This window comes from Undibacterium sp. Tian12W, from assembly GCF_049339405.1.
Classification (GTDB): Bacteria; Pseudomonadota; Gammaproteobacteria; order Burkholderiales; family Burkholderiaceae_D; genus Undibacterium.
Map to the genome: position 1 here is coordinate 24,442 of NZ_JBMPPK010000015.1, position 24,933 is coordinate 49,374.

A 24,933-nucleotide genomic window follows, 5' to 3' on the forward strand; every position below is an offset into this window, starting at 1 on the left:
ACTTCTGTTCACAAGAGTCTAGCCGCTTTGCCGTCTTTTCGCTGTGGCAGAAAGCACAGATGACAAGATTTCATGTGAGCTGGATTAGCCATGGCTTGATCCATGTCAAGAACGGTTTAGCCAGTTTTTCTACAATAGCATTTCACACTATGGTATGCGGGGCTCAATTGGCGATAGAACTTTTTAATGACGGCAAACACATCTGCGTGATGTTCAATGATCTGCTGGACGATACTGCAGACCACGCCGTCCAGGCCAACCAGTTCCTTGTCGTATCAGAAGGTGAGGGAGCCTTGATCGATCCTTCCGGTAATCTGACCTATAATGCATTGCTGGTCAGCCTGCACAAATACCTGCCAAAAAAGGACCTCAAGTATCTGTTTGCATCGCATCAGGACCCTGACATCATAGGCGCACTCGACAAGTGGCTCATGGGTACGAATTGCGATCTGTATGTCTCCAAATTATGGTCACGCTTTGTGCCGCATTTTTGTAACCTGAACCGTGCAGAAGGCCGCATCGTCGGTATCCCCGATGAAGGCATGCCGGTGCGTTTGCGCGATACCATCATCCATGCCGTGCCTGCGCATTTCCTGCATGCCGAAGGTAATTTTCAGTTCTATGACAGCAAATCAAAAATCCTGTTTTCTGGTGACGTCGGTGCTTCCATGGTCGATGCGCACGACATAGAAACAGCCATCACCACCAAGTCACAATTTCTTGATCATGTGCATAGCATGAGTGGCTTTCACAAGCGCTATATGGTGTCGAACAAGGTCTGCCGTCTGTGGGCGAACATGGTCAGGAAAATGGATGTGGATATGCTGGTGCCACAGCATGGCCGCTATTTCCAGGGGCGTGAAGCAATCACGGCTTTTCTGGACTGGATAGAAAACCTGCAATGCGGTATCGACTTGTTCACGCAAGAGCATTACCGCTTCAGGGGATAAACAGGCCCACTGTTTTTGTAGGAGTGGCTTTAGCCGCGAATGCGCGACACGGTAAAAATGTTCGCGGCTGAAGCCGCTCCTACGAAGAAATTAACGCTTGCCTAGGCTTTACCACTTTTCAGCACCGCATAATTCAATGGCAAGGCCGTGGTGTTCTTGATGACTTCCATCACAAAGCTGGAGCTGACATCCTGCAGGTCAGCTACCTTTACCAGCTTTTTATAGACCTGATCAAAGCCCGCCATGTCGGGCACATAGACTTTTAGCAGATAGTCGATGTCGCCACTCATGCGCAGGATTTCGACGATCTCTGGTATCGCGCCCACGCCAGCAATAAAACGCTGCATCCATTTTTCATTATGCTGGGCTGCCTTCAGCGCCACCATCACCGTCAAACCGAGGTTCAGCTTGACCGGATCACAGAGTGTGACTTGCTGCCTGATGACACCATCTTCCTGCAACTTTTGCACACGGCGCCAGCACGGCGTCACGGACAAATGCACGGCCTGGGCCAGATCGGCCAGTGCAATGGAGGCATCTTTCTGCAAGATATTCAGTATTTCTAGATCAATTTTGTCCATATATTCTAATTTGTAGGAAATTTTTCTAAAAATAGCACAAATCCTTGAATAATTTGGTAAAAAATTCTTATGTGCTGTTGCTAGGATATGTCTGGTACCACCCTGACGTGATCATGGTCTTTATCGATACATATCAGGGTAGCAATCAGTTAATGCATAGAAATAACAAAGGAATCACCATGATTATCGTCGAGCCAGTATTACAAACCGCCACCCGCCTGACCCATGCCGGTCGCAAGGGCAAGGACCATGCAGCGTTTGTGAACCCTTCCATAGTACGCGCTTCGACCATGCTGTTTCCTGATGTCGCCTCCCTTAAGAACGCCTGTGGCACACGCCGTGCCTATGGTCGCCATGGCAATGAAACCACGCAAGCGCTGGAACAGGCCCTGTGCGCGGCTGAGGGCGCTGCTGCCTGCATGCTGACTCCCTCTGGCTTGTCCGCAGTCACGACCACCTTGTTAGCCTTGCTGCAGCCTGGTGACCATTTGCTGATGGTCGATACCGTATATGACCCAACCCGTCTGTTTTGCGATGGCATGTTGAAGCAGATGGGTGTCACCACGACTTATTATGACCCGCTGGTAGGCCGTGGTATTGCTGATCTCATGCAATTCAATACCAAGGTGATCTTTGTTGAGTCGCCAGGCTCCCTGACGTTTGAAATACAGGACATCCCCGGCATTGCCGCTGCCGCCCATGCGCGTGGTGCTGTCGTCGTGTCTGACTCTACCTGGGCCACGCCTATAGGCTGGGATTCTTTTGAGCTGGGTATTGATGTCTCCATCCATGCCGCCACTAAATACATCGTCGGCCATTCTGATGCGCTGATGGGGGCAATTTTGACGACGGCAGCGCTGGAAGAGCGTATCCGCAATACTTATCGCCAGCTAGGCCTGACCATAGGTGCAGATGATGCCGCGCTGGCCTTGCGGGGTTTGCGCACGCTGGCAGCACGTCTGGCAGCGCACAGGGAAAGCGCTCACGTAGTCGCACGCTGGTTGAAAGAGCAGCCAGAAGTGGCCGAGGTCTTGTACCCGCCCATGCCAGGCAGCCCTGGCCATGAATTGTGGAAGCGTGATTTCAAAGAAGAATATGCCTGCGGCCTGATGGGCGCAGTATTCCGTGCCGACATCACAGAACAGCAAGTCGCTGCCTTGATAGACCGCACCCGCCTGTTCGGCATTGGCTTTAGCTGGGGCGGCTTCGAGAGCCTGATCTTGCCGACCAGCCCTGCCTCTTACCGCAGCGTCAATGCAGCCAAATGGCAGGCACCGATGTTGCGCCTGCATGTGGGGCTGGAAGCAGTACAGGATCTACTGGCTGATCTCGATCAAGGCTTTACCGCCTTGCGCAAGGGCCAGGAGACTGGGCGTGAGCGCAATTATCTGAAGGCGGTTGTTTAGTTGAAATACAGAGTTGAAATGCAGAGTTGAAAACAAGCCACCAGTTCAGCTATTCACCCAGGCTATCGCCTTTTTGAATATGCCGGAAGGCGGTGGAGTAAAGGCCTCAGCATTGCTGGTGCTGGGTTCGTCTGGTTCGAGGTGGCGCATCATCGAGAGCGTGTGTTGCTGGCGTATCAGGCCCTGGCGGTTGATGGTGGCAATGATGTTGGCGATTTTACCGGCGGCGATGTCGAGATCGAATTCATAGAATTCATCCCCACGTTTGCCACGGCGCTCATGCTGGAACAGTTTCAGGATTTCATCAAGGGCCTGGCCGCAATCCTTGGTATGCAGTTCAAATGCGCATTCATACTGGCCGGGTATCAGTTGTTGCTGGTCACGGTTGAGTTCCATGGCCTTGGAAACGCCAGAGCGGCGGGTAGCACCGATCTTGTACAGACCCTGGCGCAGTCCATCGTTTTGCAAAATGTAGATAGTACCTGGCGTGCCATGCATGAATTGTGGTTCGCGTGGCAAAGACCTTTGTGGGCGGTAGGTAGTAGTCATCTCTTAACCTGACATTGTGTAAAGCGATGCAGAAGAGTCTACAAAATGTGCAAGGTGTTTCAGGCGCGGAATAAGAGGGTGCTTTGCGCTCTGTTTGATGAATAGAAGTTTGATTGACAAGAATTTGTGAGATTTACCACCATCCTGTTTTGCTTCCCGCACAGGATTTCAGCCCGTTGGCCTATGCCAGCGGGCTTTTTTTATGGCGAGCATGATTTGTCATGCGCTTGTCATGTCCAGCCACTACCATGCGCCCATCCTGAAATGTTTTACCTCCAAAGGTCGGGATACTTACCCGCAGAGCGATCTGCGGGTTTTTTCTATGTAGGCTACTGCGTGGCCGAGCTTGCAGCCGGATCAGCCACTGGTGCATTCCCCATATCCAGCGTGCGCACACCGGCACCATTCAAGAATTCATTAAACATCCAGTCACCCTCGGCATTGCTGATGCCTTCAGGCACGGCACGCACGACTTCAGGCTTGCCAGCCAGTGCCACGCGCATGGTGTCTATCCAGATAGGCAAGGCAAGGGTAGAACCAAACTCGCGGCCACCGAGGGTCTTGGGATCGTCATAACCCATCCAGGCCACGGCCACCACGTTTGCCGCATAACCGGCAAACCAGCCATCAACCGCGTCGCTGGTGGTGCCTGTCTTGCCTGCTAGGTCGCGGCGTCCCAGTTTTGCGGTGGCGCTGGCACCAGTGCCGCTACGTACCACTTCACGCAACATCTGGTCAGTGATGTAGGCATTGCGGGCATCGATGACACGTGACTCTTCCTGCGCTTTGGCAGGTGGCTTGTTTTCAAACAGCACAACGCCCTTGCCATCCACCACCTTGCTGATCAGCCAGGGGTTGACCGCATAACCGCCATTGGCAAATACCGCATAAGCCGATGCCAGTTGCAGCGGTGTGACCGAACCGGTACCCAGTGCCATGGTCAGGTTGGCAGGGTGCTTGTCCTTGTCAAAGCCAAAGCGTGGCAACCATGTCTTGGCATGGTCGACGCCTATGGCTTTCAAGATGCGTACCGACACCACGTTCTTGGATTGCGCCAGTGCCGTGCGCATGCTGATAGGGCCGTCATATTTGCCATCATCATTACGCGGGTCCCAGCGCAGATTACTGTCCGATGTCTCTGACAGTTGTACGTCATTGATCAGGGTGCCGGGGTAAAAACCCTTTTCCAGTGCGGCTGAATAAATGAAGGGCTTGATGCTTGACCCTGGCTGACGCCATGCACTGGTCACATGGTTGAATTTCTTGCGGTTGTAATCAAAACCACCGACCATCGCGCGGAAAGAACCATCGTCCGCATTCAGCGCCACGAATGAACCCTCGACTTCAGGTATCTGCGTAATTGCCCAGCGTTTTTTTGCATCCTGCATCACGCGTATGACGGAGCCTGGGCGTATCTTGATGCCCGCCTTGGCTTTTTCTGTCAGCGCTGCTGCGGCAAAGCGCAAGCCATCACCAGTGATTTCTATACTGTCACCGGATTGCAGTTCGGCCTTGACGATTTTGCCGGACGACTGGGTCACCACAGCTGCCAATACCTTGTCATTGTCAGGATGCTTGCGCAAGATCTGGTCTATCGCATCGTCGCGTTCATCTTCATCTGCTGGCAAGTCTATATGGGCCTCGGGGCCGTCATAACCATGGCGCTGGTCGTAGGCCATGATGTTGCGGCGCACGGCTTCATAAGCGGCATCCTGCTCGGCCTTGTTGATGGTGGTATAGACCCTGATACCCTTGGTATAGGTATCTTCCTTGTATTGCGCATAGATACTCTGGCGTACCATCTCGGCTACATAGTCAGCATGGGCATCAAATTGCTGGCCTTTGATGACCTTGATGTCTTCCTTGGCGGCGGCTTCCATCTGGGCTTCGGTGATGAAACCATTCCTGACCATGCTCTTCAAGACCAGCAACTGTCTTTGCTTGGTCTTTTCAAAATTCACGGCGGGGTTATGTCGCACCGGGTTTTGCGGTACACCTGCCAGCATGGCGGCTTCTGCCAGCGTCAGTTGATCGAGCGATTTGCCAAAGTAGGTCTTTGCGGCACTGGAAAAACCATGGCTGCGTTTGCCCAGGAAAATCTGGTTCATGTAGAGTTCCAGGATCTGGTCTTTAGTCAGTGCGTCTTCGATGCGGTAAGTCAGCAAAATTTCTTTCATTTTGCGTTCTACCGATTTTTCATTGGTCAGGAAGAAGTTGCGTGCAACCTGCATGGTGATGGTGGATGCACCCTGATGAAAACCACCGCGCAAGTCCGCCAAAATGGCGCGCCCGGCACCGATGAAGGAGATGCCGCCATGCTCATAAAAACGCGCATCTTCTATCGACAGCAGCGCATTTTTCATGACCGCCGGTATTTGCTTGATCGGTACAAAGTCGCGGTGTTCTTCGCCAAATTCACCGATCAGGGCATTGTCAGCCGTGTAGATGCGCAGCGGGATTTTTGGGCGGTAATCGGTCACTGCTTCCAGAGTAGGCAAACCCGGGGCCACCACAAAAAATATAAAGGCCAGGCTTGCCAGCGCCAGAGTCACGGCAACACTGATGCCGAACACGATCCATTTCTTCATGCTATTCCTTATTCTTCCAGGGTTTGCAGCAAATACAGGCGCTGGTATATGCCCTGATCCACCTGCATTAATTCTTGATGATTACCTTGCTCGGCCAGCTTGCCGTGGTTCAGCACGATGATGCTGTCGGCGTCACGTATGGTAGAGAGCCTGTGGGCAATCGCGATGATACTGACCTTGCCGCGCAATTCTGTCAGCGCGGTTTGTACTACCTGCTCGGTTTCACTGTCGATATGCGATGTTGCTTCATCGAGGAACAGGATGCGCGGCTTGCCAGCCAGTGCACGGGCAATTGCCAGCAATTGTTTTTGCCCGGTGGACAGGCGCGCACCACCTTCACCCAGTGGTGTGTCGTAGCCATTTTCCAGTTGCAAAATAAAATCATGGACATGTGCAGCCTTGGCCGCAGCGATGATATCTGCCTCGCTGATGTCACGTCCCATGGCGATATTTTCGCGGGCATTGGCGGCCAGCAAAAACGGTTCTTGCGGCACCAGCCCTACCTTTTCGCGAAAGTGCGCATCCGTGATGCTGGCCAGCGGCTGAGCATCGACTTCCATGCGGCCAGACTGCGGCGTATAAAAACGTAGCAAGAGACTCAGCAGGGTAGATTTGCCACTGCCAGTATGGCCGACGATGCCATAAAAACTGCCCGCCGGGATATCCAGGCTAAAGTCATGCAAGACTGGCCGCGTCGGGTCATAACCAAAATTCACTTTGTCCAGCGTCAGGTGGCCGTCAGTGATACGCGCATCGCTGCTGGCCTGTACATGCTGGTGTTCATTGAGCAGCGTGTTGACACGCGCAGCAGAAACCACGGCTTGCTGTATCTGACCAAATTGCAGGGTGATCTGTATCAGCGGTTCCACCACGCGAGCGATATAGCTGACAAAGGCATACAGCACACCTATCTCCACACCAGAAAAACTGCGCTGGCTGAAAGTGAAAATCACTACCACCAGCAACAGCGAATTCATCAGGTCCAGCGCAGGACGCAACAGCCAGGCATTGGCGCGCAATTCATCCAGCCTGGCGGCGTAATGCAATTGATTGGTTTTGGCAAAACGCTCACCAAAGCGGCGCTCGGCATTGCTGGCTTGCAGCGTACTCATGCCATTGATGCTCTCTGCCACCTGGGCATTGATTTCGCTGCGCAACTGGCGTGCCTTGCTGACGGCTGGCGCACTCCAGCGTTGGTAAAACCAGACGATGATGATGACGGCCGGTATCAGCATGAGCACAATCAGCATCAAGCGCCATTCCAGCAAGGCCATCGCAGTCAGAGCACCAAGTACGACGATGGAACTGTCGAGCATGACGAACAGCACCTGCACATACAGGTTCTTGACAGACTCAGTGTCATTTGTCACGCGGCTCACCAGTTGCCCGGTAATCGCCTTGTCAAAGAAAGCCATGGGCAGGCGCAGTACATGTCCATACACCTGTTCACGCAAGCGCCGCACAGAGCGCATGGCCACGCCAGCCAGCCGCGTCAGTTGCAGGTAGCGCAGCCAGGTCGCGCCCCAGCCCGTCAGCACATAAGCTGCCAGCAAACCTATGACCATGCCCATGTCCATCTGGTGCGGCAATAGGTAACGGTCTATGAAAGCCTTGCCCAGAAACGGGCCAACAGCTTCCAGTGCGGCGGCGATCATTAAAAAGAAGATGCCCAGCCAGACATGACGTTTTTCATCGCGGGCTGCGTGCAGCAGCAAATGCACTGCCTGTTTTTTTTCTGACATGGCAGCGGGTAATTGTTTGGTATCAGGCTGCATCCAGGCTTGCTTCCAATTGTTGATAACGCCACTGCGTTGCATACCAGCCATTCAAGTCCAGCAAAGCCTGGTGATTGCCTTGCTCTATGATTTTGCCTTCGCGCAAAACCAGGATGTGATTGGCTTCGAGTACCGCACTCAGGCGGTGGCTGACGATGACGGCACTGCGTTCAGGATGTTCTTGTCGCAGCTCTGCCAGATGTTGCAGGATATGCGTTTCGGTTTGCGTATCGACTGCTGACAGGGCATCGTCAAGCAATAATAAAGGACTGGCCGTCAGCAAGGCACGGGCAATGGCCACGCGCTGTTTCTGGCCGCCAGACAGGGTGACGCCACGCTCACCCACCAGCGTGTCATAGCCATGCGGGAAGCGTTGTATATCATCATCCACTGATGCCAGTTGTGCCGCCTTAATGACCTCAGCACGGCTGGCGGCAGGATTGCTGAGCGAGATATTGTCAGCAATCGAGGCCGAGAACAAAAACGGTTCCTGCGCCACCCAGTTGATGGACAGGCGCAGGGCTTGCAGTTTGTAGTCTGCCAGCGCATGCCCACCCCATTGCACCAGGCCTTGTTCAGCCTCGATCTGGCGCAGCAGCAGGCGCACCACGCTGGATTTGCCAGAGCCGGTAGGACCAACTATGCCCAGGGTTTGTCCAGGCGCGATACGCAGGCTGATGTCTTGCAGGGCTGGCCTGATTTGTCCAGGATAAGCAAAGCTGACCTTGTCCACGACCAGATCACCGGCAGGTGGCGTATCCAGCTTGCCCTCGTCATTGACGCTGAGTTCCTGCGTCAATACCGGCTCCAGCCGCGCCCAGGCTGCCTTGCCGCGTTCCAGCAGCGACAAGACCCAGCCAGCAGCAAACATGGGCCAGATCAACTGGCCCAGATACATGGAAAAGCTCGTCAAGGCACCGATACTCATTTCACCATGCCAGACCAGGTAACCACCGACACCCAGCGTCAGCGCACCAGCCGCAGTCAGGGACAGGCCCACTGCCGGCTCATAAGCTGCCTCCCAGCGTTGCGCATTCAGGCTGGCTCCTGCAGCGTTTTCTGCCAGTTCGGCAAACTGCGCGGCGCTGCGCTGTTCCAGACCCAGGGCGCGCAGAGTGCGCACGCCGGATAAAGTCTCTTGCACCTGATCATTGAGTTTGCTGAAACGGTCGAGAGAATCGCGTGAAGCATCCTGGATATGATGGGTAATATGCTTGAAGGCCCAGGCCATGAAGGGGAAGGGCAGCAGGGCCGCCAGTGCCAGCCGCCAATCTACACCCAGCAGCATCATGCCTATCACCAGGGCAAAGGTCATGCTGCCATCAAAACCGGCTAGCGCAGCTTCACCTGCGGCCAGTTCTATGGCGTCGGCATCATTGGTGCCCAGCGCCATCAGGTCGCCAGTTCTTTGCTGCTGGAAAAAGCGCGAGCCCTGCACACTCAGACGCTCATACAAACGGGTACGCAATTGCATGCCCAGTTGATAAGAAGCAGTAAACAATTGCGTGCGCCAGCCTACGCGCAGGAAGTAAATTGCCAGGCCCATGCCCAGCAACCAGGACAGTTCCCACATCAGGGCTGTGTTGTCAAAACGGCCTGCCACCATGCCATCGATAATCATGCCGACACGGCGTGGTATCAAGACCGTCATGACGGCAACGGCAAACAGCATCAGGCCGGCGCTGATGTACTGGCGCCAGTGCTGGCGGATAAATTGTGCTAAAAGCTGGTACAGACTCATAGATGGTTCAGACCAGAAAGACAGAAAATGGTTGCATGCATCTGGGGCGTGTGGATGGCAAAGCAGGAAATGATACAGTATCCTCAAATTCTGATTTCATTCTCTGTGATTTACCTTATGCCAGTATTCATTTTCCATTTGTTTGTTGAATGGCTCTGCATTTTTGTTCACCACACATGGTTTTGTTTTTATGAAAAGTAAAAACATAAAGTTTTTGTCTTCCATGAGTGGATGTTGCTTGTCTATATTTCTATCTCATTTTTTATCTCCTTTTTCTCCTATCGCGCACTAGAGGTTTACTTCTCCCTCAAGGCGCTCAGTCCGCTATATAATCCGCCCCCTCACTGTTGAAACCCCCACGCTTGTTGCAAAATATCCCGGGCTTAATTGCATAGCCCCTCTGTATTACCTATACTCAGGCAATAGCTGCTCATCATTGTAGTTATGCGCTGCCTGAACATCTTTGCAACAGCTTCCACTGACATGTCTCGATAAATTTTGTCTTTTTTAAGAGCATAAGGAAACCATATGAAATTGCGCTGTATTCTTCAGGCTGGCGTTTTTGCGTCTGCCGCTATTCTTTCCCAGCTGTCCTCTGCTGACACACTGGACCGTATCAAAAAAAGCCAGACCGTCAATATCGCGTATCGCGAGTCTGCCCTGCCTTTCTCTTATTTGTCAGACAGCAAGGCACCAGTCGGCTACACCATCGACATCTGCAAAAAAATGGTCGATGCGCTAAAAAAAGAATTGAAATTGCCGCAACTGAAAATCAATTTTTTGCCTGTCACCGCAGATAATCGCTTAGAGGCCATGACATCCGGCAAGGCAGATATGGAATGTGGTTCAACCAGCAATACTGCAGACCGCAGGAAAGTAGTTGATTTTACGATACCGCATTTCTTTTCCACTTTGCGCATGATGGTCAATACCAGTTCCGGCATCAAGAACTGGACAGACTTGAAGGGCAAGAAGGTCGTCTTCACCAAAGGTACATCTACTGACAAATTCATACTCGAGCGTGACAAGGTACGCGCCCTGAACATGAAACTGGTAGAAGGCAAAGACCACAGCGATTCTTTTAACATGCTGGAAACCAACCAGGTCGATGCCTTTGCCCAGGATGAAGCTCTTTTGTTTGGCCTGAAAGCCAAGGCCAAAGACCCGTCCAAACTGACCATCGTTGGTGACCCATTGGCTTCTGAAGCCTATGCCATCATGCTGCCCAAAGGTGACGCCGCATTCAAGAAAATCATCGATGCTGAAATGGCACGCCAGATGACTGACGGTGAAATCACCAAGCTGCATGAAAAATGGTTCACCAAACCGATACAGCCTAACAATATGAACCTGGCCTGGCCCATGGGTGCACTGTTGAAGGAAACCATACGCTTTCCTTCTGATAAAGTGAATTAAGTTCTTTGCAACTTATTCAGCTGCGTATCTATGTATGTTCATTAACCCGGGATATTTGCCCGGGTTTTTTTTGATATTGCTCAAATGCGTAAGCTTAATAAGGCGTTGAATCATGACATTAAGCAAAATGCATGAATTTTTGATTGTTGTTGCGTAGAAATATTCCTATAATCCCGGCCTGCGGTGTTTTTGTCGCAACTGATATCGGGTTCACTTTGGTCTGGCAAGTATCGCGCAGTATTTATCCTTCAGCGCGACAGCATCTGACGATGCTATTGACGTAGCATCGCTCCTCATTTCCTTGCCCTGATTTCTCCGTCTAAATCAGTTCTTTATCATCCCCACTACTCCAACCGGGTCAAGGAAGTCGCATGAAATTTCATCGCTTTATCAAAGCAAGTTTAATTTTTTCAAGTTGTATGCTGGCACAGTTATCCTCTGCAGCCGATACACTTGAGCATATCAAAAAAACCAATACGATCAACATCGCATTCAGGGAAACCTCCCTCCCATTCTCTTATCTGTCAGAGAATAAAACACCTATCGGTTACTCGATTGATATTTGCGCCAAATTTGTGGATGTGATCAAAAAAGAGTTAAAACTGCCGCAGTTGAAGATCAACTACATCCCTGTTACTTCAGACACGCGCATGGAGGCGATGACCTCAGGCAAGGCAGATATTGAGTGTGGTTCTACCGCCAATAATGCAGAGCGCCGTACCAAAGTCAATTACACGCTGCCTCATTTTTTCGCCACGATACGCATGATGGTCTTTGCTGATTCCGGCATCAAGAACTGGCAGGATCTGAAAGATAAAAAAGTGGTCGTGACCAAGGGAACTTCTACAGATAAATATCTGCTGGAAAGGGATAAAGTGCGCTCCCTGAATATGAAGATGGTCGAGAGCAAAGATCATATTGAATCTGTCAGCATGCTGGAAAACAAGCAGGTCGATGCATTTGCCCAGCATGATGCAATCCTGGCTGGTTTCAAGGCCAGGTCCAAGCTTCGCGATAAACTGGTCATCGTTGGTGACCCACTGTCTTCAGAAGCCTATGCAATGATGCTGCCCAAGGGCGATGCCGCTTTCAAGAAGCTAATTGATATGGAGATGGTGCGCATGATGACAGATGGTGAGCTGACCAGACTCTATGAGAAATGGTTTACAAAACCGGTACAGCCGAATGGCGTGAACATGACCTTGCCCATGAGCGTCCTGTTGCGTGAAACCATACGCTTCCCGTCGGATAAAGTCGATTAAGCGAAAAAAAAGCAGCCGCACTGGCTGCTTTTTTCATCGTACCTGACTCAATTAATTGATTGGTTAATTGATTGGTTAATTGATTAATTAATTGATTACTTAATGCACCTGCACCGCATCATTGTCACGCTTGAGCATATTCCACAAGAAAGTATAAACAATGGCGTCCATGTCGGCACGTTGTGCATTGTTGGCCGCACCACCGTGGCCGCCTTCTATATTTTCGTAATACCAGACATTCTTGTGACCCTGCTCCATCATTCTGGCTGCCATTTTGCGCGCATGACCTGGGTGTACGCGGTCATCCTTGGTGGAGGTAATAAACAGCACATTAGGATAAGTCACACCTGCCTTGACGTTCTGGTAGGGCGAATATTTGGAGATGTAATCCCACTCGACAGGCACGTCCGGGTTGCCATATTCACCCATCCATGAAGCACCGGCCAGCAACTGGTTAAAGCGGCGCATGTCGAGCAAAGGCACGCGGCTGACAATCGCATTGAACAAGTCAGGGCGCTGGGTCAAAGCGACACCAGCCAGCAAGCCGCCGTTACTGCCACCCATGGCACCCAGGTGTTTAGGGCTGGTGATTTTGCTGGCAATCAGATCTTCTGCTACTGCAGCAAAGTCATCATAGGCGCGTTGACGGTTTTCTTTCAAGGCCAGTTGATGCCAGCGCGGGCCAAACTCACCGCCGCCACGGATATTGGCAACGACGTAGACGCCGCCTTTTTCCAGCCAGCTCTTGCCCAGACCACCGGAATACGAAGGCGTCATGGGAATCTCGAAGCCGCCGTAACCATACAGTAGGGTAGGATTATTGCTGTCGAATTTCACATCCTTGCGACGCACGATAAAGTAAGGCACCTTGGTACCATCTTTGGATGTCGTGAATTTTTGCGTGGTTTCATAGGCACTTGCATCGAAGAAGCTTGGTGCCGACTTCAGCAATTCACGCTTGTCATTGCCCGCATGGGCCATCATGTAAACACTCGGTGTCAGGTAATCAGAATAGCCGAGCAGGTAATCATCAGAATTTTCAGCATCCACTGCAGTCACACTAATGGCACCCAGAGTAGGCAGAGTGACCTGACGCGCTGACCATTTACCGCCACTGAATTTCCATTCTTTCAGGCTGCTCTTGACGTTATCCAGGGTTTGCAACAACAGATGATTTTTCGTAATGGCAGCACCAGTGTATGACGTGGTATCGCTGGGTTCAAATAATACGGTGAATTCACGATTGCCTTTCATGAAGGCATCAAAGTCGATGGCCAGTACACTGCCTGACGCATAAGTCTTGCCACCAACTGTCCATGCTTCACGTGAGGTGATCACCGCCTGTTTGTCAAAGAAATACAGATTGCTCTTGGCCGGGATATCCAGCTTGCTCAGCTTGTCGCCTTCTTTCAGATATTGTTCTGATGTGTAGAAGGTGACCTGGCGACCCACCAGTTCCCTATGTATGCCTTTATGGTCACTGGAATTGGCACCTACGGCCATATCGGTTTTCTGGCCTTCAAATAGGGTCTTGGCTGCAGATAATTCCGTGCCGCGTTTCCATTCCTTGACGACGCGTGCATAGCCAGAATCTGTCAGCGTTCCGGCACCAAAGTCGGTAGCGACAAACAGGGTGTCTTTATTGACCCAGTCCAGGCTCATTTTTGCTTCTGGCAGGCTGAAGCCACCTTTGACGAAAGACTTGCTGGCAAGATCAAATTCACGGGTGACCACCGCATCTGAACCGCCGCGTGAGAGCTCAATCAGGCAACGGTCATAGACTGGTTCACGGCATACGCTGGCTTTATATACCCAGCTCTCATTTTCTGCCTTGGCCAGTGCATCAACGTCGAGCACCACTTCCCATTTGGGTTGGGCTTTCTTGTATTCTTCCAGCGTGGTTTTACGCCACACACCGCGCGGGTGTTCTGCGTCCATCCAGTAGTTATACACGGCGTCACCCATTTTGCGTATGGAGGGGATGCGGTCTTTGGAATTGAGCACAACCTGCAAATCAGCTTTCAGTTTATTGAAGCCTGCATCATTGTCGAGCTTGCTGCGGGTCACCTTGTTCTGGTCTTTGACCCAGCTCAGGGCCTTGTCACCGGTGATATCTTCCAGCCACTGGTGTTTGTCTTCTGTCTGGGCCAGCGCCAGGCTGCTCGCGCCTGCCATGCACAGCACGGCAATTAGTTTTAATTGTGGTTTCATTGCTTTCCTTATTGTTGGACAGGCGGTCTCAGCCTGGTATTTTTTCACGGGATAACCATGAACTATATTGATAGCTAGTAATTAGCCAATAATTGACCCCGCGAGCAGGCGTTCGGTTCAGCGCGCCCGTCAAGAATTCTAAAGCCATGCTTTCCGATAGTGCGATGTGATTTGTGTGATGATACAAAACTAAGTTTTGCTTTTTGGATAAAAACTGTTGAAGTCGTCGGATTGATGTTTTTTTAATAATTTATTGAAAATAATATAGACTGATGCATCGCTTGATTTGCCATGCACCAGCTACGTCATTCCGCCATGCTCCTGGCCGGAATCCAGTGTCCTATTTTTGTCTCTCCAGAGGTTTACGGATTTCCTCGTTGCAAAGTGAGGACAAAACTCACACCCTGATCAACATTCTGCACATTGATAGTGCCGCCCATCTTCGCCATATACGTCTTCGCCACAAACAGACCCTGGCCACGGTTGCCATTTGCGCCCGAGTCATGCTGGTCCGATACGCCGTACTCAAAAATCTTATCGATCAAATCTTCGGCAATATGCGGGCCATCATTGTGGATAGTAATAGTCACGGCAGTTTCACTATCTTGTAACCTGATACTAATAGAACTGTCAGTCTTGCGATAGCGCTGGGCATTGCGCAAGACATGGGTGACGACATCTTCAAGTGAATATTCATCGGCCTTGACCATGATGACTTCATCCGGCCCCTGATAGACGACATGCGGTATGTCCACCATGGGCGCATTGTCGGCGACGTTTTTCAGGAACAGAGTGATGTCAATTTCACTGACCTGCAAGACAGTAGACTGAAATGCTTCGCTAGGCGAAGCACTGCCATACAGCACTCGTATGGCTTGCTGCATGCGGCTGATGTAGCGGTTGCTCTGGTCATCTGCCGCGCCATGCAGAGCCATCAAAGACTGCAGCGGTGACATGATTTCATGGCCGACTGCATGCCACATCTCTTTCTCTTGTTCAGTGCGTATGGTTTCGCGTTCCACGTCTTCCTTTACGCGGCGTAGCAAATCATGCAGGCAACTGGCCAGTACGCCGAGTTCATCCGGGCTGCGCAAATCGCTGACATCAAACTGCTCAAGCTCGCCTGCACCCTTCATGGTCTTCGACAGCGATACAGCGCGTTTAGTGAGCAGGGTGATGCGCCGTATGATGCTGACCTCGATCAATAGCCAGGCCAGCGTCAGCGCCAGCAACATCGCACTGACGAACCAGGACACGCGGCTGGCAACCACGCTCAGGCTCTTGCTGACGCTGCGCACATCGCCCTTCAGCAAGACTTCATAATTTGCCAGTGGCGTGCTGATGGTTTCGCGGCTTTCTAGCGGCACATCGTATTCATCGACAGGCAGGCGGCGTATCAGGCGGGTGATGATATTCCAGGATTCATCACTTTGTTCAACGATACCGGTCAGGTTGATCAGGTCATCCTTGCTGTCTTTACTGTCTTGAGCATCGCGTTTGCGTATGCGCAGAGTTTCGCCAGGCAAGAGATTGTCTTGTAAATCCTTGAGGGAGAATGGGGTTGCAGTCGGCGTACTCTTGCTGTCGAGCAGCGCGGTGTCAGAGTCAGGTGGCAGCACAGCGATGCTGACTTCCATCTGATCCAGGTCTTGTGGCGGCCAGACCGGGCGTTTCTTTTCAAACAGGGCTTCCTGCAAGACAGGTATCGGCAGGCGCAGCGAGAAGAAAGTATTTTTCTGGCAGTCAGCATCCTTGTCGTCCTGGTCTGCCTGGTTGCAAATTGCCTGTTGCCAGGCCCAGCCACGGAAGTCTTTTACTGGGCGGGCATTCGGTTTGTTGGCTTCGCTTTCGTTGAATCCTGTCCAGCGCCCGCGCACGCCCTGGTTTTGTCTCGCTGGTGCTATCTCTTCTTCAAACGGGGCTATCCATCGATACGTCTGGCCGCGCAAGCTGACGCTGACTTTCAGCCTGTGTGCCTGGGTCAGACTTTCATTGCCGCGCTTGTGTGACACCAGTTGGCTGCTATTGAAATTACCCGCTATATAAATAAAGCCACCCGCCCAGGGGTTATTGCCTATGCCGCTGCAGAGTGCGCCTTCATTACCATATTGCACCAGGCAACCAGACATGGCGATGGCTTGCTGTACCTTGTTCTGGTCATCAAAATCAATCGCAGAATACGGCAGCAACAGCGGGCGCAGGGATGCGCGCTTGGTGTCAGCTGGGGGATTCAACAAGGCCAGTTGCCCGGCAGGGTGGCGCAGCGTGGCGGATATCTGCAAACGGGTTTTATTGAAATTGCTTTGGTAATTGTTATAGCTGAGCTGTTTTTCCTGTTGCAGGACGGATAGCGCCAACCCCACGGTTGCCAGCGCCAGCAATAAGAAAACGCCACGGAATAAAATCCGCAGCCGGTAAGTCGCCAACAAAAACTTGCTCATCTCAGCTTCTGCCCGCGTCGTCATCCACCCATCTGAAACCGCGCATGGGGACGTTTTCTATGCATTCAAAGTCAGCATCAATCTCGCGAAATGCATCGCGTATCGTCGATACATGCTTGCGTATATTGTCGCGGTTGCGCCCGCTCTTGACGACTTCATACAGGTCTTCATACGACACCACCTGACCACGGCGGGCAAACAGGGCGGCCAGTATGCGTTGTGCAGTCAGTGGCAGGTTGATGCGCTGGCCGCGCCAGATGGGGGTGCGCTGACGCAAGGGATCCATGCTGAGCTGGTCGGCAGCGGGGCTTTTTGCGGCTTCTTTATAAGAGGCGGTCTGGCTCTCTTTATGCAGCTTGCGTTCCTTGACTGAGCGCAGCATTTCCAGAAAGGTTTCGATGAAATCAGCTTCTTCAAAAGTGGCTTTTTGCAGGTAATCCCAGGCATCCAGGGCTTTCATGATGCTGCGGTAGATGGTGGCCGGCATGGCAGACACCACCAGCACCGGTGTGGCATGCTGCTTGTTGATGGCATTGATGATGGCAACCCCGGCATGGCGCTCGCGCCCCAGTTCAATATCGAGCACCACCAGGTCATAGTTTTCGCGTGCGATGGCGGCTTCGGCATCATCACGGCTGAACCACTGGTCTATCTGTATGCCCGGCTTTGCTGCTTCTATCCAGGTTTTTAGCTGATTGCTGGTGGGCAGATCGTCTTCGATGACAGCTACTTTGACCACGGTTTTCTCCTGCGATGTATTCAATAACCGCAGTATCCACGCTTTCGCAGTAAATGTCATAAAGCCGCTGTGAGTTTTTCTTCACACGCGGCAAGGCTTATTCCAGGCGCGGAATAAATAGCTTGCCACAGTGATATTTCTGCCCCCGCAGCAGCATTGTATGTTCCGCGGGCTGCGGCGCATGATGTGTCTCAGGAAAGCAGGGCAAACGCCACTGCAAGAAACCCTGAAAAAAACACCATCATTGGAGAGCCATCATGTCTGACCGTATCAAATCCCTGGTACAAGCCGTAAGATCCACTCTGTCTTCCGTTTTCAGCAAAAGCGCAACGGGAATCAAAGCCGGCGCCAGGGTCACGACAGAATCAGGCATGTTCAGCAAAGTCACTTTCAAACGCCTGGTAATGCTCAGCCTGGTAGGTGGTGCTGTGTATGCGATCAGCACTCATCCACCGGTCAAACATATCCCGCGTGGTGACGTGGGTGTGCGTATCAACCAGTTAACCGGTCATGCCGACCAGGTGCGTGACGGTGCCCTGATCGTCGTACCCGGCCTGCATGAGTTGCGCCTGTTCAGCCTGCAAGACCAGTTATACAAACCCACCCGCAGCAGCCGCGCCGATGGTGAAGCACCGTTCCAGTCGGTAGAAGGTTTGTCACTCGGTGTAGACCTGAGCATACGTTATGCAGTTGACCCGACCAAGCTGACCAATATGTCCACCAGCCTGCCAGAGAACATCAATACCGACATCGTTGAACCTGCAGTGCAGGGAGTGATCTACAAGGCATTCACCTTGTATACAGTACGCGAGATATTTTCCAGCAAACGTGCAGAAATCCAGAAACAGATAGAAGCTGAATTAAAACCCCGTCTCGCCGCTGACGGCATCATCCTGCGCAGTGTGATGATGGGCAAGGTTGATTTGCCTGCCGACTATAAACGCGGCATGGAGAAACTGCTGGCCGAAGAACTGGAAAGCGAAAAAATGCGCTATACGCTGGAACTCAAAGACAAGCAGGTCAAGCAAACCGCGCTGGAAGCTGACGCTGACAAGATCAAGCGCGAGAAGGCCGCTGAGGCAGCAGGCAATGAACAAATCATCGCCGCCAAAGCGCAGGAAGAAGCCATGAAGCACGTTCTGCCTTTCAAGGAAAAACAGATAGAGCAACGCAAGTTTGAAGCCGAAGCAGAAAAAATGGCCCGCATCAAAACGTCAGAAGGTACGGCACAGGCCCGCGTCATCGAAGCACAGGGTGAGGCTGATTCCCGTCGCAAACTGGCCGATGCCGAAGCCTACAGGCAAGACCTGGTCGGCAAGGTCGCCAGCGTGCAGATGGAAAGAGAAGGTGCTTTGCTGAGCAAGCACCCCTTGTTGATACAGAAAACCATGGCCGACAAATTATCAGACAAGATCTCGGTCATCATCGCGCCACCACCAACAGATGGCAGTTTCATTGGTGCGACATTGCTGGCCAGCGGCAAGAACAACAGGCAAGGCATGCAAAAAGCAGCTACCGAAGCTGAAACAGAAACCACTAACGAAAACAAAGAGAGCCAATAATCATGTTTGCTACCTTAGCTGCTGTCGCCGTGCTCGCTGTTGTCACACAGGACCAGGCACAATTGCGTGCTGCCCCCAAGGACGGTGCACAACAACAGGCCATACTGTGGCAGGGCGACAGCCTGGAAATTCGTGGTGAAAAACTCGACTACCTGCAAGTGTATGACCACAGACGAGAACGTGCAGGCTATATCAAGACATCACAAGTGCGCCTGGTCTCCATGCAGCCCGATGATGCACCCGATGCCTTCGCCGTCATCCGCTTCCTGCGTGATACGCCGGGTGCAGAATCCCTGGGCATCAGTTATACCGCTGCTTACCTCAAAGCTGCTCCCGCCAGCGCCATAGGTGCAGAAGCCTTTGATGCACTTGGCAGCATGGCAGAGCGCCTGGCGAAGCGCGCATCGAGCAAACAGCCCAAGCAAAATGAAGCCACCATTGCCGCCCACCTCGAAGTGGTTGCCAATTACGGCATCAACATCAAAGGCTATGAACGCGAAGGCCGTATGCAACTCTGCTACGACGGCGAAGCCTTCCGCCGTGTACTGGCCATGAATGCCACACCCGACCAAAAAGCCCGTGCTGCCCTGGCAGTAACCAGACAGGATTGTATAGACCCCACCATGCGTCCCACCGAGCGCTATGCACTCGACCAGTGGCGTGCCGATGTACTCGACAAGGTCAACACCACCAGCCTGCCCGAGTATCTGAAAAACCGTATGCGCATGCGCAAGGCCAGCGTCTGGTCCAGCATCGCCTTCCAGCGCGCCCGCAAAGGCGAAAAGGTGGATGACGCCGCTAATCGCGCATTGACCGAACTGGCCGCTGTCAATAAAGAAGAATTCGCTGATGAAGATGTCTATACCTATGCCGACGCTGGTGTACGGGTAGGCACGACGCGTTGGGCGGCTGAACCCGCCATCATCCCCAAACCTGGCCTGAACATCATCACCGCTCCAGGCCAGCCGGGTGAAACCTGCGTCATATTGACTGACGCCAAACATGACATCAAAACCCCGCTGGCAAAGCGCTGCACCTATAGCGTGGTATGGGCCGCATCTGCCCGCGCCAACGCACAAAACACTGCGCTGACCCTGGCCGTACAGCCTATGGAAAACTGGCGTGAACTCTGGTTATTCCACCAGACCAGCCAGGGCTGGATTATCGACATCCTGCCACCAGCGAATAGTGACCCCGTTCTTGGCTATGCAGAATTCGCAGGCTGGGTGCCTGGCACCAGCAAAATGCTGGTAGCACGCGAAGCCAAAGTCGAAGGCCGTTTCAAGAAGAGCTTTGAAGTCGTCAGCATGGAGAGCCTGCAAGTAGAAAATTTTGCCGACAAGCCAGGTTCTTTGAGTGTGTTCTACAAGTGGCAAGACCCGGCATGGAAGAGGCAGACGATCAGTTTGAGGTGAGATGTTTGTAGTGACCGCAGATGTAATTACCGTTCTCAGTAATAAGTAGCAATAGTGCAGATTTTCATTCTATTAAGTCTTACATATCCAGGAGTTTTGCCATGAATTTCAAATTAGCGTCCGTCGCCTTGTTATTTGCCAACAGTATCGCTTTTGCGCAGGATGTGTCACCCAGGATGCAATTGCCTGACTGGGCAAACAAGCAGCTTGATAGCTTGTCCAAGCAAGAATCCATAGCGATCAACAGCCGCATCAATCCCTTTGTTTGGCGTGGCAATTTTCTGGGTGCTGGCAAGGGTGACCTGGCGGTCCTGGTCAAAGATAGCAAGAGTAATAAAGAGGGCATCGTCTTTTTGTCGCACGGCAAAGCCAAGCCTGTCATCGTTGGTGCAGGGCATGCGACAGGCAATGGTGGTGATGACTTTTCCTGGCTGGAACTTTGGTATGTCGAAGATAAAGGTTCACAGCCGCATAGCTATCATGCCAAGTCTGTCAAATTGCAAAACGATGGCATCGTTGTTGCGAAAGAAGGCTCCGCCAGCGGCTTGATTTATTTGAAGTCAGGTAAAGCAGTCTGGCAGCAGCAAGGCGACTGATTTTTGCACATGGGCGTGAATGGGACTGGATTTAAAGCAGATGTCTGGACATCAGAACGATGTCCAGACGCTGAATGACACCTCTTTGATGTCCTGGTCACTTTACATGAGCAAGGAGCGATCAGCGTATTTCAGGATAAGCAATTTCAAGTGCCCGCACACGCGGCGCGCGATCCTAGCAGAAAAATATTAAATAGTCTTTAAGCATGCTTAAAATATATTTTTAACTTTGTTTGACATTTACTGAAGGTTTTCATTTATGCTGGTAATCAATGCACGGGAGCTAAGTGCTTTTTTGAAATATTGCCGCAGATAAACGAAGATGCCATTGGAATCGCAACAATTTGAAGTCAATAAGGTGGGTGATGAGTAAGTCCAGCCCCCTGTTTCGCCCTGAAGTGACAGCAGCATTAGGTAGCCAATGGATGGGTTCCATCCGCCTGGCACAGCCGCTGTCCGCTTCTTTAATTGCGATTGTTGCCCTGATCATTGCCGCGGTGTTGATTGCTTACATCACTTTCGGCAGCATCACCAAAAAAGCCCGTGTCACTGGTATTACCGTGCCTGTCGGCGGCCAGCTCAGCGTGGCTGCACCCAATGCTGGTATCTTGCTGACTACCCACGTCAAGGAAGGCGAGCAAGTCAAAGCCGGGCAAATCCTGTTCACACTGAGTACAGAGCGCCAGAACAGCCAGGGTGAAATTACTGCCCTTGTCGCCCAGCAACTTGCCAGCCGTGCTGACAGCATGGCTGCAGAACAAAGATTGCGCCAAAGCCAGTACCAGGAAAAAAAGCAGGCCCTGCAACAAAGGCTGGCGAACCTGGCTCAGGAGCATACCCAGCTTGAGCAAGAATTGCTACTTGCCCAGCGTCGCCAGCAACTGGCACAGCAAAGCGTCGCCAAGTATGAAACCCTGCAAGGCAATGGCTATGTCTCCGCTGCCCAGACCCAGCAAAAGCAGGAAGACCTGCTCGACATCAGCACCCGCTTAAGCACGCTGCAACGTAGCAAAACCCAGTTGCAGGCCAACCAGATTGCCCTGCAATCAGAACTCGATACTTTATCGAATAGCCTGGCCACTGACCTGACGCAAATAGAAAGAGCCAAGGCCAGCCTCAAGCAAGAAGCAGCAGAAAACGCCAACCGCCAGGCAGTGCAAATTACTGCAACCCAGGCGGGGACGGTGACAGCATTAACGAACCAGCCAGGGCAAGCCATCAATACCGGGCAAGTACTGGCTAGCCTGATTCCATTTGATGCCAAGACCGCTCATGCAGGCGAGGCAGAAACAGGATCGCTGGAAGCGCATCTGTATGCACCCAGCCGGACAGCGGGTTTTATCCAGCCAGGGCAGGAAGTGTTGATACGCTACGCCGCTTTTCCTTATCAAAAGTTCGGCCTGCACAAGGCAACGGTAGTGGATGTCAGCCGCACGCCATTTGCCCCGTCTGAGCTGCCACAGAATCTGGCAACAACGATCCTGAGTAATGCCCAGCAAGCCATTAATGGTTTCAACAGTAATGAAGCGCTATACCGCATCAAGGTCAGGCTGCATGAACAAAGCATCAATGCTTACGGGCAAGCACAAATGCTCAAGCCCGGCATGACACTCGAAGCAGATGTTTTGCAGGACAGCAGAAAAATTTGGGAGTGGGTGCTGGAGCCAGTGCTGGCGATGAACCCGCGTGCTTAGCAGCAGTAACAAAGAATTTCAGAATTCGATGCTGAGCCTGTCAGGAAAACCCAACAGACTCAGCCCGAAATACCGTTCAAGGTGGTCAAGACCCTGAACGGAGCAGTAAAACCATGCCATGAGGTATGGTTCACTTAACCATGTATAGGAGTAACACAAAATGCGTATTATTTCAAACGAAGAATTGTTGGATCAAATTGGCGGCGGAATTGACACTGTGACAGTCACAGGCCAAAGAATGACTCCTGAAGAAAAAGACGAATATGATCAGCAACAAGCAAGAGAAGCCGCTGATACTATTCGCCGCGAAACTCGTGGCACAACAGGCTAATGTGAGCATGTAGCTTTTGTAAAAGCAAGCGGTGTAATTTTGCGCTGCTTGCTTTTCTTAATTTTGATTTTCTAAACATAAAAATGGACTCAACAGTGAAGATGATAAACGCAATTGCTGCTTTACTTGTCCTGTTTGCCACAGCCGCAGTTAGCGCAAAACAACCGCTATCACTGCAAACTAATCATAGTCAAGAAACAGGTACTTTTATTCGTGAGTTTGAGGGAATAAGTGAATATAAATTAAGTAATGGTTTACAGATACTTCTTATACCAGATTCATCAGTAAAAAATACTGTTGTGAATTTGGTTTATCGCGTTGGCTCAAAGAACGAAGCACCTGAAGAAAAAGGTATTGCCCATCTTTTTGAACATTTTGCTGTTATGCGTGGATCTGCACAATATCCAGATTTGCAGCAGGAAATGAAAGAACGAAAATTCAAGCGTGTAGGGATTACAAGCGCGGATTACACATACTATCGCTCCAATTTCGAAGCTAAAGATAATTATCTTGACTGGATTTTAAGTGTGGAAGCAGATCGTATGCAGAACTTCTCTTATTCAAAAGAAAGTTTGCAAGTAGCTTTAGCTGAAGTATTTGACGAAATCAAAGGAAATGAATCGAGCACTAGAGGATTTCAATATAGGCAAACGCTTGCAAGTGTTTTTCAGCAACATCCCTATGGCATTGATGTTTTGGGGAGTCGCCTTGATTTGGAAAACATTCAATTGAATGAAGTAAAAAAATTCTGGGAAAAATATTACCACCCAAGCAATGCAACATTAATTATCGCAGGTAATTTTGATGTTGAAAGAGCCTTGAATTCTGCTGCGAGCGCCTTCGCTGTCATTCAAAAATCTCAGTTATCTATACCAAACATTGGCATAGATAGGTATCCGCAGTTGGGAGAAAGAGAATTTGTTATTCGTCGCCCCAAAGACCGATCAGCAGTTTTTCTTGCATATCATACAGTAGGAATTGATCATCCTGATTACGCTGCGACAGCTTTAGTGGGCGAATTGCTCAATAGTGATGATGGTGCAACTAGCTGGAAAAAAAATTTCTTAAATTCAAAAAAATCAAGCAATTTCGATAGCGCTATTTTGCAATTCTCAGATGCAAACGCATTGATTTTTTACGCCGAACTAGATTTCGGCGACGCAGAAAAAATCCCTCAAACAAAAGCGTTCTTTTTGCTGCAAGAATCGAATTTGGGGAAGAAAAAATTCAGTCAAATCGAATTGGATGAAATTAAAAAGCAATACAAAGAGAAATCGATTAATGAACGTAAAGACATTAAGAAGTTTTCAGAAAATTTGTCCCGTTATGTCGCTGCAGGTAACTGGCAACTATATTTCTCAGTGCGTGATCGCATACAAAAAATGACATTAGGTCGTTTGCAAGAAATCTCAAATGCTTGGTTAGTCCCAAATAATCGAACTACTGGAATTTTTATTGAAGACAAAAATGTGAAATGACAGTTCTCGATTAAATTTGAAAGCTAATTTTCTGCACAACCAAAATCGCTTCAGGATTTCTGTTTGAAAAACACAAATGATTTGAAAGAAAATTATCCGGTCTCAAATTATTTTTGAAAAATTATGAGCGACAGAGATATTGGCTTGAAGTCGGTAAGAAGCCATTGGTGGGCACTACGTGAAAGATGTTGAATGCAC

At 51.0% G+C, this 24,933-nt stretch carries 18 protein-coding genes; 10 read left to right on the forward strand and 8 right to left on the reverse strand.

The genetic code is table 11. The features are described 5' to 3' along the window. Positions 1-167 precede the first annotated feature (167 nt). On the forward strand, positions 168-950 hold the full coding sequence (locus tag ACO0LI_RS19175) for an MBL fold metallo-hydrolase (protein ID WP_423034540.1): 783 nt from the start codon (positions 168-170) through the stop codon (positions 948-950). A 101-nt stretch (positions 951-1,051) separates the two neighbouring features. Here the strand turns inward: ACO0LI_RS19175 and ACO0LI_RS19180 are convergent, their stop codons facing one another. Next, entirely contained in the window at positions 1,052-1,531 is a 480-nt protein-coding gene (locus ACO0LI_RS19180; RefSeq protein WP_422948882.1) for an Lrp/AsnC family transcriptional regulator, read from the reverse strand. A 44-nt stretch (positions 1,532-1,575) separates the two neighbouring features. On the opposite strand from ACO0LI_RS19180, the gene metC reads away from it, so the two are divergent. Further along, complete coding sequence (gene metC, locus ACO0LI_RS19185; RefSeq protein ID WP_423034542.1) at positions 1,576-2,937, forward strand: cystathionine beta-lyase; 1,362 nt, start codon at positions 1,576-1,578, stop codon at positions 2,935-2,937. 45 nt (positions 2,938-2,982) lie between these two features. On the opposite strand, the gene ACO0LI_RS19190 is transcribed toward metC, so the two are convergent. From ACO0LI_RS19190 to ACO0LI_RS19205, 4 genes are all read right to left on the reverse strand, one after another. Continuing rightward, positions 2,983-3,486, reverse strand: a complete 504-nt coding sequence (locus tag ACO0LI_RS19190; protein WP_422948880.1) for a hypothetical protein — start codon at positions 3,484-3,486, stop codon at positions 2,983-2,985. A gap of 329 nt (positions 3,487-3,815) precedes the next feature. After that, positions 3,816-6,074, reverse strand: a complete 2,259-nt coding sequence (locus tag ACO0LI_RS19195; protein WP_423034544.1) for a penicillin-binding protein 1A — start codon at positions 6,072-6,074, stop codon at positions 3,816-3,818. An 8-nt stretch (positions 6,075-6,082) separates the two neighbouring features. Beyond that, positions 6,083-7,891 (reverse strand): ABC transporter ATP-binding protein, encoded by a 1,809-nt coding sequence (locus ACO0LI_RS19200; protein WP_423034740.1) that lies wholly within the window; start codon positions 7,889-7,891, stop codon positions 6,083-6,085. Beyond that, complete coding sequence (locus ACO0LI_RS19205; RefSeq protein WP_423034546.1) at positions 7,839-9,590, reverse strand: ABC transporter ATP-binding protein; 1,752 nt, start codon at positions 9,588-9,590, stop codon at positions 7,839-7,841. Before ACO0LI_RS19205 ends, ACO0LI_RS19200 begins: the two co-directional genes overlap by 53 nt. Before the next feature lie 528 nt (positions 9,591-10,118). Here ACO0LI_RS19205 and ACO0LI_RS19210 point away from each other — a divergent pair. After that, complete coding sequence (locus ACO0LI_RS19210) at positions 10,119-11,006, forward strand: amino acid ABC transporter substrate-binding protein (RefSeq protein ID WP_423034548.1); 888 nt, start codon at positions 10,119-10,121, stop codon at positions 11,004-11,006. Positions 11,007-11,425: 419 nt separating this feature from the next. After that, positions 11,426-12,268, forward strand: a complete 843-nt coding sequence (locus tag ACO0LI_RS19215; RefSeq protein ID WP_423034550.1) for an amino acid ABC transporter substrate-binding protein — start codon at positions 11,426-11,428, stop codon at positions 12,266-12,268. 99 nt (positions 12,269-12,367) lie between these two features. Here ACO0LI_RS19215 and ACO0LI_RS19220 read toward each other — a convergent pair whose 3' ends face one another. The 3 genes from ACO0LI_RS19220 to ACO0LI_RS19230 form a co-directional block, all read right to left on the reverse strand. After that, positions 12,368-14,479 carry a prolyl oligopeptidase family serine peptidase gene (locus ACO0LI_RS19220; RefSeq protein WP_423034552.1) on the reverse strand — a complete coding sequence of 704 codons (2,112 nt, stop codon included), beginning with the start codon at positions 14,477-14,479 and terminating at the stop codon, positions 12,368-12,370. 362 nt (positions 14,480-14,841) lie between these two features. Further along, a complete protein-coding gene (locus ACO0LI_RS19225; protein WP_423034554.1) occupies positions 14,842-16,920 on the reverse strand; it encodes a sensor histidine kinase in 2,079 nt (692 codons plus the stop codon). 1 nt (position 16,921) lies between these two features. After that, complete coding sequence (locus tag ACO0LI_RS19230; protein WP_423034556.1) at positions 16,922-17,659, reverse strand: response regulator transcription factor; 738 nt, start codon at positions 17,657-17,659, stop codon at positions 16,922-16,924. Between the two features lie 257 nt (positions 17,660-17,916). On the opposite strand from ACO0LI_RS19230, the gene ACO0LI_RS19235 reads away from it, so the two are divergent. From ACO0LI_RS19235 to ACO0LI_RS19260, 6 genes are all read left to right on the forward strand, one after another. After that, positions 17,917-19,221: an SPFH domain-containing protein gene (locus ACO0LI_RS19235; protein WP_423034558.1), complete on the forward strand. Its 1,305-nt coding sequence runs from the start codon at positions 17,917-17,919 to the stop codon at positions 19,219-19,221. A 2-nt stretch (positions 19,222-19,223) separates the two neighbouring features. After that, the gene (locus tag ACO0LI_RS19240) at positions 19,224-20,636 is read left to right on the forward strand and encodes a hypothetical protein (protein ID WP_423034560.1); all 1,413 of its coding nucleotides are present in this window, start codon (positions 19,224-19,226) and stop codon (positions 20,634-20,636) included. Positions 20,637-20,737: 101 nt separating this feature from the next. Beyond that, positions 20,738-21,232 (forward strand): hypothetical protein, encoded by a 495-nt coding sequence (locus tag ACO0LI_RS19245; RefSeq protein WP_423034562.1) that lies wholly within the window; start codon positions 20,738-20,740, stop codon positions 21,230-21,232. A gap of 365 nt (positions 21,233-21,597) precedes the next feature. Continuing rightward, positions 21,598-22,926 carry an HlyD family secretion protein gene (locus ACO0LI_RS19250; RefSeq protein ID WP_423034564.1) on the forward strand — a complete coding sequence of 443 codons (1,329 nt, stop codon included), beginning with the start codon at positions 21,598-21,600 and terminating at the stop codon, positions 22,924-22,926. A 160-nt stretch (positions 22,927-23,086) separates the two neighbouring features. Beyond that, positions 23,087-23,257 (forward strand): hypothetical protein, encoded by a 171-nt coding sequence (locus ACO0LI_RS19255; RefSeq protein WP_422952190.1) that lies wholly within the window; start codon positions 23,087-23,089, stop codon positions 23,255-23,257. Between the two features lie 83 nt (positions 23,258-23,340). After that, entirely contained in the window at positions 23,341-24,735 is a 1,395-nt protein-coding gene (locus ACO0LI_RS19260; protein ID WP_423034566.1) for a M16 family metallopeptidase, read from the forward strand. The last annotated feature ends 198 nt before the right edge of the window (positions 24,736-24,933 follow it).